The organism is Psychrobacter sp. (assembly GCF_036731945.1).
In the GTDB taxonomy this organism is placed as follows: domain Bacteria; phylum Pseudomonadota; class Gammaproteobacteria; order Pseudomonadales; family Moraxellaceae; genus Psychrobacter.
The window spans coordinates 11,534-21,140 of the sequence record NZ_DAINDI010000018.1 but is presented as its reverse complement, the minus strand read 5'-3'; the positions used below and the strand labels follow the sequence as shown (position 1 = coordinate 21,140).

Genomic DNA, 9,607 nt, shown 5'->3' with positions numbered 1-9,607 from the left:
TAACGTCATTACTCGGAAGCAACTTGCGTATTTGCCGCATTTTATCGTCATGTCTGTGCTCGCAACCTCCTTCTACTATTATGGATTTATTGCGGGTACTGCATTGTTGCCCAGTAGTATCGCGGGGTTGTTAAGCGGCTCAATTCCTATTTTTACCTTTTTAGGGGCAGCGCTTTTTTTACCAGAGGAGAGACCTACCAAACAGATGGCGCTGGGAGTTGCCTTAGGGTTTGCGGGTATCGCCTTGAGTGCACGTCCATGGCAAGGCGGCATGAATATATCTCTTATAGGTGTTTTATGGATGCTTGCAGGTTCTTTGAGCGTTGGCGCATCATTCGTTTATGCGCGTCGTTTTTTATCGCATCTAAAACTATCACCATTGGCATTAGCCACGTGGCAGATTGGACTTGCGGTGATGACGCTTGCCGTGCTCATTGATTTTGATGGAATTACTCATATAGCGACAGATGCCCAAGCACTGTGGGGCACTGTACTAGGACTTGGTATATTAGGAACGGGCGCCGCTTTTTTAATTTACTACTTTATCATCGAAACTTTAGGCTCTGTACGTGCCGCTGGTGCGACGTATATTGCACCTATCGTGGCTGTGATCATCGGTGCGATCATAGGAGAGGCTATCACTTATGTAGAAATTATCGCCTTGTTACTGATACTTAGCGGTGTACTGCTCATTCAGATAGGTAGAAAAAAAGTAAAGTGAATCAATAAAACAGAGGTCAACGATTAAAATGTCGGCGAGCTTAAGGGTTACTATTTGTCCTTGTAACAGCGCTTATGGTAAATGAAAATAATGATCCAAAAGCTCACTGCATGTACACCACGAAGTACACTGCGATTATTTCAAGGAGAAAAACCATTGATAAAATTAGCACGCAGCCGAGTATTCAAGTCCTCACTAGGGTACCATGCTCGTTCTCATAATCGTCATTATAATAAAGGATTTTAGAACAAAAAAAGCACTGTGTCGGTTGTGATAAGATATGGGTAGTTTATTAATAAAATGTCTCAAGAATACAGTGTAATTATGAGCTGTGCTATAATTTGTCATTATAAAGTTAATATAGCACTGGCATTACCTTATTGACCTTCTCTTTTTCATCTATTAAGACCTTTTTATGTCCAAAACTACGTTCGATGCTCAATCTATTTCTAACAGCCTACGCGCTGCCAAACACCAACCGCGTAAACGCTTTGGCCAAAACTTCTTACATGACCGTAGTGTTATTCGTGAGATTGTTGAGAGCATTCGTTTAGAGCGTGACGATAATTTGGTCGAGATTGGGCCAGGTATGGGCGCGCTAACAGAGCCGCTATTGGCAGAGGTCGATGCGATGACTGTAGTAGAGCTGGATCGTGACTTGGCAGATAGTTTGCGCATTCGTATTGGGGCTAATAGCCATCCAAACTTTACGATTATTAAAGACAATGCCATGCATGTTGATTATCGTGAGCTGTATAGCCCTGAGCGCGGCAAGCTGCGTGTCGTAGGTAATCTACCGTATAATATTTCTACGCCGATACTGTTTCATTTGCTCAGTTATGCTGATGTCATTCAAGACATGCACTTTATGTTGCAAAAAGAAGTGGTTGAGCGTATCACCGCTGAAGTTGGCAGCAAAACCTATGGTCGTCTATCGGTCATCATGCAATACCATTGCGATACCGATTATTTATTGACCGTACCGCGCGGCGCCTTTAATCCGCCGCCAAAAGTCACCAGTGCGGTTTTTCGCTTGACGCCGCATATCAATAAACCAATCGTTGCAGAAGATGAGGAATATTTCGCACTTGTGGTACGTGAGACCTTTAACCATCGCCGTAAGACACTACGCGCTATTTTTAAAAATTCTACATTATTGCCGACGCTGAGCGAAGCCGATTTCGCCGCTTGCGACATCGATCCACAAGCGCGTCCGGAAGTGTTAAGTGTGAAAGATTTTGTCAATTTAAGCAATCAAGCGCGTCACTTAGCCTCTTAATTTATTAGAAGCTTAATTTATCAAACAAAAATGATAGAGGGTTTATGAGTTTTCGCCATCAATATGTCATCGGTGATTTGCAAGGTTGCTATGCGGCCTACCTGCAATTACTTGAAACTTTAGATTTTGACCCAGCGCAAGATAAGTTATGGTTTGCCGGCGACTTGGTGGCACGCGGTGAAGATTCGTTAAGTACCCTACGTCATGTCAAAGCACTATGTGAACAAGGAGCTGCGGCAACGGTATTGGGTAATCACGATATCAATTTAATTGCGGTTTGGCGCGGGGCAACAGCGCTCAAGAAAAAAGATAAGACTGCGCCTATCTTTGCTGCCGATGATAGCGATGAATTGTTAGAATGGCTACGCCATCAGCCACTACTGGCTTATCCTGATGAGCAGACGGTATTAGTACATGCGGGTATCCCACCGCATTGGACGATTAAGGCGGCGGCGAAATATGCACAGCAGTTAGAGGCCCAACTAAAAGGCAGCTTAGAACAGCTTGATCGCTTATTGCCGAATCTATATAGCAAAACTGCCGATGAATGGCATGCAGACATTCATGGCTATACCAAAATGCGAGCGATTGCCAATTATTTCACGCGTATGCGCTTATGCAAACAAGATGGCACGCTTGAATTTGATTTTTCAGCAGGATTAGATAAGCCCATGCCAAAAGATTTTTTGCCTTGGTTTGAATGGCAAGTACCGCGTGCACGCAAGGTATTATTTGGTCATTGGGCGGCGCTTAAAGCTGAGGTTGATTTACCGCATGCGCGTGCGCTTGATGGTGGCTGTGTTTGGGGTAATTATCTATTTGCTTATCGCTTGGGCGATGGCAAAGCCATCACCTCAAGTGCTCACTGCGTACCACCAGAAGAAGAATAGTAAGGCTGCCGTATATAAAATTTTTTAGATAAATACCTTAGAAAGAACAATAACCTAGCATTTCAGCTGTCAGTTAAATCATCAGCTAAGCCACCAAAATCACCCATTAACTGGGTAGGTTTGGTGGTTTTTTCGGTTTAGGCAAGGGCGTTTTGGCATCGCCAGCGGCTTTACTGTCAGGATTGCTGTCGTCGTCTTTATACGACTTATCGTATTGGATGTCATTACTATAAGGGACGCTATTGAGCTCCTCATCTATTAGTCCATCATCGAGGTCAATCGTTTTTTTGGCGCTTACTGGCTTAGTAGTACTGTGCGTTTCTCGACTTTTCAGCGCCGCGTCAGCATGACTATCCGATATGTTATTATCATAATCTATATCAGTAATCGCCTGCTCATTTTGCATGCTTTTTTGCTTAGATTTGGGCAGGATTTTGACATCCGATAGACGGCGTACCACATAGTTATGCGGTATGGTCTGTCCGCCTTTATGAGCATTGGTATCATCAAAAATCATATGGCCTTGGCTGTCGATACGTGCGTACTTCATAGGTTTGTCACGTGGCCAAAAAAAGTCGGACGGGTGGGTTAGCATATGACTAAAAAGCTGCTTGGTTAAACGGCTCCATTCCATAAACTTGACTTCTTTGGAGCGCAAAGCGACAAACAATGCCAGCGAAAAACTGACCATGAGGTTGACCATACCGATAAGGGCAACGCCCAAAATAGAGATGAAAAAAACTGCCCAATCCCATTGATTGGCAGGTATGTGAAATAACCCATGCGCCAGATTCGCTGAGGCAAAAGCAATATGGCGTATGTCAATCGGTAAGCCAAATATAAAACCTATGGTAGCCGTACTGCCTAAGAACACCCCGAATAAAAAGTTGCCCATAATGGCGCCGAGATTGGCTTCGATAAAGCCGCCTAAACGCTGAAGCCAAGCTTTGGGTAATAAGTATTGCAAAAGCTTATGACGCTGAATTCGGGCGCCGATTTGATTATAAACCGCCAGATTATCATAGTAACCCGCGATAAGACCGGCTAGAAATAAATACACGCCAGCGATAGCTGCATGAGGAAGCGCTAGTGAGTGAAAAGGGTCAAGGTCATGCAATAAGTGTGCGGCTTTGTCAGTATTGATCATCGGCGTACCAGTATACTGTAACCACGCAAACGAGATAATCAGGGCAACGGGTATGGCCAACATGACGTTACCCATAATCGCAACAAACTGGGTACGTAAAATATCGACCACCAGCTCTGATAACTTATTTAACTGGTGCGATTTCTTACCAGAACCATCAGAGATGGTAGAAGCGATTGCCGCCGCTGTCATAGCCGGCTGTTTGGTAGCGACTGTACCGTGGACGATATGAATAAATACAAAGCCTAAACCATAAATCATACTATTGATAAAGGCGCGTCCCATCGGAGCCAGCGCCAGATGGTAAGCCAGTATCTTCGTAGTTGCCATAAAAGCAATGATAAAGCCACCGATGGAAGCTTTTTTAAACATTTTCTGGTAGCCGGCTTTATCGGTACTAATATAATGCTCACCGACGCGGCTGGCGTTTTCGGTGACTTTGCGTGATAGCAGCTTAGTATTATTATCAATCAAATAACCAATACTATAGCGGCGACTGGCACTCGTAATCAGCGCTTGAATAAGCTCAATAATAGCCTGATCACGCTTATCGTAGTTGTCTGCTACCAGCTCAGTTAAAATACGCATCCGTTGTAGGCTTTGATCCAAACGCAGCATCATGTTGGTTAGGCGAATAGAAATACCGGTTTTATAAATGCGCTTACGGATAGTGGCAACGATATCTTCACATTGCTCAATCATCACTAGTAATGGCGCAGGATCGACCGCTTTGTCAGGGATAATATCGGTTAGAGTATCAAGCTCATGGGCTTCTCGGTATTGATTGACATACAGCACAGCTTCTTGATTTTGTGCCACAAATGACGCCGAGTAATTGAGCATTTGCGGATAAAATTCCATCAAATCTGGATGCAAGCCGATACCGCTAATCCGATACGATAAAATGATAATCGCGTTTAAGATACTGTTTTTTGCCGTTGCGACCAAATTTAAATGCTGCTCATTGACCTTGAGTAGGCCGACCATCTCATCCCATTTGTCTTTGTCAATATTGGCAAGCCAGCGCTCATCAGAGCGTCTGTCAAACAAATAACCGACCAATTCTATGACAGAATCTTCTTGTGGCAGCAGGGGTAAAAAACGATGACCGATAAGGCGGCGCAGACTATTAAAAAAGCCTTGATCCGACATGATGCCCGTATCGGTATATAACGCAATTTGGCGATATTCAATGATGAGTTTTAAAACGAAGCTTGACAGTCCATCGGCATATTCTGGATGCTGACGTAAAATATCAATCAAATCTTGCATCTTTTGATTGGCCAATGCCGGCTCTTTGTCGCTGACACGTAGCTCATCGATTAAGCGCTTGAGTACCGCAGGATCTGGCACATCACTTAAGGCAGTAATCTGTTGTAAAATGTGTTTTATTTCTGACACATTGCATCCCTTATGGTGGTTATTTCAATCATTGTTATTATTGAGTATGGACAAGGAGATATTTTTTTTAGCAAATGCTGTGTTTATCAATGTTGCAATAAGTGAGGGGAGTTTTTGAGTGTTAATTTTTAGCGTGCCAATGCATCATTTCACTGTTTAAAACTAAAAAACCCTTATTAAAGTTAATACGCTTAGCTCTGCGCTATTTTAATCGTAACCATCTCTCGGCGCTTAATTATTTTGTTAGCAGTTATTCTGACTTTTACTATGCTGATTGCTCTTCTTTCTTTAATTCGTCTAATTTCTTTAATGGCTGCCACAATATTTTGGCAAAAAAAGGGACAGTAGCGTGACTGTCCCTTTTATTGTTGTACGGTATGGCTTACTTTATTATAAAAGTAAACAATTAGCTAGCAGGTACATCAAAGTAACTAAGATCAAAGTTCATCATTGGATCACTGCCAGCTTTTACCATCTGCGCGTGAGCGTCGATACGTGGCAAGATACGGCCAACGAAATAATCGGCAAGCTTGGCTTTATTGGTGTAGAACTCACCTTCTTTACCATTCGCAGCTTCGACCATGAGTGCAAACATATACGAGTAGGCAAGGTAGCCAAACGCATGCATGTAATCAACCGCGCAGCCATTAATTTCACTCTTACGTGCGCCAATATTGCTAAGTACTGTGGTGGTTAGCTCTTCGATAGTATCAGCAGCGTTTAGCGTTGCTTGCTTGATATCATGATCCGCTTGCATATTATTGACAAAATCACGAATCTCACCTAAGAAATGAGTGACATATTTGCCATTATTTTTTGCCACTTTACGACCTAGTAGGTCAAGCGCTTGGATACCATTGGTGCCTTCATAAATCTGCGCAATACGGGTATCACGAACGATTTGCTCCATACCCCATTCGCGGATATAGCCGTGACCACCAAATACTTGCTGGCAATCAATAGTGGCTTCTAACGCTTTGTCGGTCAAGAAGGCTTTAGCAACTGGCGTCAGTAGGGCAACGCGCGCAGCGGCTGCTTGAGCAGCTTCAGGATCGGTACTAAATTTCTCTTGGTCTAGGTTTTTAGCAACGTACATCGCAAAACAACGTGACGCTTCGGTGTTGGCTTTGGCATTTAACAGCATACGGCGTACGTCGGCATGATAAATGATAGCGTCAGCAGGTTTCTCTGGGCTTTGAATTTGGGTATCGCTCCGACCTTGACCACGGTCATTGGCATATAGCGCCGCGTTTTGATAAGCAAGCTCAGAACCACCTAGGCCTTGTAGACCCATGGTCACGCGCTCATAGTTCATCATGATGAACATTGAAGACAGACCGGTGTTTTCTGCGCCAACCTTTGGCGTTGTCAAAGTTCATCACGCAAGTCGCTGAGGCTTTGATACCCATTTTATGCTCGATAGAGCCAACTGCCAAGGTGTTGCGCTCGCCCAAGCTGCCATCTTCATTAACCAAGAATTTTGGCACGACAAACAGCGAAATGCCCTTTGAGCCTTCGGGTGCATTCGGCGTTTTTGCCAATACCAAATGAATGATATTCTCTGTGAGGTCGTGCTCACCGCCGGTGATAAAGATTTTGGTACCAGAGATATTGTAGCTACCATCGTCGTTTGGCACGGCTTTGGTTTTGATAATACCTAAGTCAGTACCAGCATGCGGCTCAGTCAAGCACATAGTACCCGACCATTCACCGTTGTACATTTTCTCTAAGTAAGTTTGCTTTTGCTCTTCAGACGCCGCCGCATTTAAGCAAAGCGTTGCGCCTACGGTTAGGTTTGGATATAGAGCAAATGACTGGTTGGCGGTAAATACCATCTCTTCGGTCAACATAGTGACCATTTTTGGAAAACCTTGACCGCCGTACTCAGAGTTACCACTTAAGCCAACCCAGCCAGATTCGGCATACTGCTTATAGGCGTCTTTAAAGCCAGTAGGGGTGGTGACAACGCCATTACCTTCAAAGGTTGCGCCTTCTTCATCACCGCTACGGTTGATAGGTAATAAGACGTTTTTTGACAATTTTGCCATTTCTTCCAAAATCATATCGACAGTTTCCATATCGACATGAGCAAGGTTTTCGTTGTTTTGCCAAAATTCAGGCGCCTTAAATACGTCGTTTAGGATAAAGCGCATGTCGTTAAGAGGGGCATTATAAACAGCCATAAACATTCCTTTGGTTTAAATAAATAAAAGTGAGTAGGGCAAAGCGTTCAATTTTCTTGTGAGTGCAGCTTAAACATAGATAGTTAAAGTTTAGCAAATTAGCGTAACGACGGGTGGTTTTCTTCGTGAATTGTGCGTCCACCAAAAACTATTAACAATAAAGCCGCTAAGAAAATCGGCAACACACCTAAGTATGTTGCCGATAGGAACTGCTTATTAAAATAGATACTACACTTGCAACGTTCTATACATTAAAACGCAAATTGATCAACGTCCATGGTCATGTACGGCTCAACACCAGTGCTGATGCGCTGTACGTGCGTGGTGGTACGTGGCAATAATTTTGCAAAGTAGAATTGCGCGGTTTTGATTTTGGCATCGTAAAAGGCTTTTTCACCAGTACCGTCTGCCAATGCAGTTTGCGCAACCAAGGCCATACGCGCCCATAAATAAGCTAGCGTGACATAACCGCTGAAGTATAAGTAGTCAACTGCTGCACCGCCGACCGCATCTGGGTTTTCAGTCGCTTGCATACCGATACGCGCGGTTAAGTCGCCCCATTCTTTTAGGTGTTTGGCAAGTGGGCGGATAAATTGACCCATTTGATCGTTGTCTTTGTTCTCTTCACAGAAAGTTTGGATGACTTTAACAAAGTTGGCCAGCATTTTACCTTGTGAGCCCAATACTTTACGGCCGAGTAGGTCGAGCGCTTGGATTTCAGTGGTACCTTCATATAGACAAGCAATACGGGTATCACGGACGTTTTGCTCCATGCCCCACTCACTGATAAAGCCATGGCCGCCATAAACCTGTACGCCATGGTTAGCCGCCTCTAGGCCAGTTTCAGTCAAGAATGCTTTAGCAATCGGTGTCAATAGTGACAGCATTTGGTCAGCAAACTTCAGGTCATCGCCTTCGCCTTTTGCAACAGTATCCGCAAAGTGTGAGAGGTAATAAACCAGCGCACGACCGCCTTCTGCAAAGGCTTTTTCGGTCAATAGCATGTTACGAACGGCTGGGTGAACGATGATAGGGTCAGCGACTTTTTCTGGCGCTTTTGCCCCTGATAGTGAGCGCATCGCTAGGCGGTCTTTGGCATAGGTTAATGAGCCTTGGAACGCATATTCTGCTGCCGTTAAACCTTGAACGGCGGTACCGATACGGGCCACGTTCATAAAGGTAAACATGCACTGTAGACCGCGGTTTTCTGGGCCAATCAAATAACCAGTTGCGCCGTCAAAGTTCATCACGCAAGTTGCTGACGCTTTAATACCCATTTTGTGTTCGATAGAACCACAAACGACGTTGTTGTTTTCGCCTAGGCTGTTGTCTTCGTTTACCATCACTTTAGGCACGATAAACAACGAGATGCCTTTGGTGCCAGCTGGCGCGCCTGGTAGACGGGCTAGGACGATATGAATGATATTGTCAGTTAGGTCATGCTCGCCCGCTGAGATAAAGATTTTTTGACCAGTGATGCTATAAGTGCCGTCATCGTTAGGCTCAGCTTTGGTACGAATGATACCCAAGTCAGAACCTGCATGCGCTTCAGTCAAGCACATAGTACCTGACCATTCGCCAGTGACCATTTTTTCAAGGTAGGTCTGCTTTTGCTCTTCAGTACCATGGTGCTCGATGGTTTGAATCGCGCCATGTGATAGGCCAGGATACATAGAAAATGACCAGTTCGCCGTGCCAACCATCTCATTGATGACCGTTGATAATGAGAAAGGCATGTTTTGACCGCCGAATTCCTCTTCAGCAGACAAGGCTGGGAAGCCAAGCTCGCAGTAGGCTTTATAAGCTTCTTTAAAGCCTTTTGGCGTGGTGACAGTACCGTTGTCAAAATGACAGCCTTCAGCGTCGCCGCTTTGGTTTAATGGTGACAGCTCATTTTCCGCAAAGCTTGCCGCCATCTCAAACAGACTGTCCATCAACTCACGATCCGCTTCTTGGAACGCAGGTAAGGTTTTGTAGTGACTTTCG

At 44.5% G+C, this 9,607-nt stretch carries 5 protein-coding genes and 1 pseudogene; 3 read left to right on the top strand and 3 right to left on the bottom strand.

The genetic code is table 11. From position 1 onward, the window contains the following. The 3 genes from V7D75_RS05335 to V7D75_RS05325 all read left to right on the top strand — a co-directional run. Positions 1 to 721, top strand: a 721-nt coding sequence (locus V7D75_RS05335; protein ID WP_333613720.1) for a DMT family transporter, incomplete at its 5' end; no start/stop codon positions are given. Positions 722 to 1,136: 415 nt separating this feature from the next. Then, positions 1,137 to 2,000 carry a 16S rRNA (adenine(1518)-N(6)/adenine(1519)-N(6))-dimethyltransferase RsmA gene (gene rsmA / locus V7D75_RS05330; protein ID WP_173239967.1) on the top strand — a complete coding sequence of 288 codons (864 nt, stop codon included), beginning with the start codon at positions 1,137 to 1,139 and terminating at the stop codon, positions 1,998 to 2,000. 44 nt (positions 2,001 to 2,044) lie between these two features. Next, a complete protein-coding gene (locus V7D75_RS05325; protein ID WP_333613719.1) occupies positions 2,045 to 2,890 on the top strand; it encodes a symmetrical bis(5'-nucleosyl)-tetraphosphatase in 846 nt (281 codons plus the stop codon). Positions 2,891 to 2,996: 106 nt separating this feature from the next. Here V7D75_RS05325 and V7D75_RS05320 read toward each other — a convergent pair whose 3' ends face one another. The 3 genes and pseudogenes from V7D75_RS05320 to V7D75_RS05310 form a co-directional block, all read right to left on the bottom strand. Continuing rightward, a complete protein-coding gene (locus V7D75_RS05320) occupies positions 2,997 to 5,438 on the bottom strand; it encodes a site-specific recombinase (RefSeq protein WP_333613718.1) in 2,442 nt (813 codons plus the stop codon). Between the two features lie 406 nt (positions 5,439 to 5,844). After that, positions 5,845 to 7,621 (bottom strand): annotated as a pseudogene (locus tag V7D75_RS05315) (acyl-CoA dehydrogenase C-terminal domain-containing protein). A gap of 251 nt (positions 7,622 to 7,872) precedes the next feature. Further along, positions 7,873 to 9,607: acyl-CoA dehydrogenase C-terminal domain-containing protein (locus V7D75_RS05310; protein WP_333613717.1), on the bottom strand; the 1,735-nt coding region annotated here is incomplete at its 5' end.

Bases quoted from the DNA above. Each gene is read 5' to 3' on its own strand.
- V7D75_RS05325 (WP_333613719.1), top strand. From the start codon at position 2,045: ATGAGTTTTCGCCATCAATATGTCATCGGTGATTTGCAAGGTTGCTAT.
- rsmA (WP_173239967.1), top strand. From the start codon at position 1,137: ATGTCCAAAACTACGTTCGATGCTCAATCTATTTCTAACAGCCTACGC.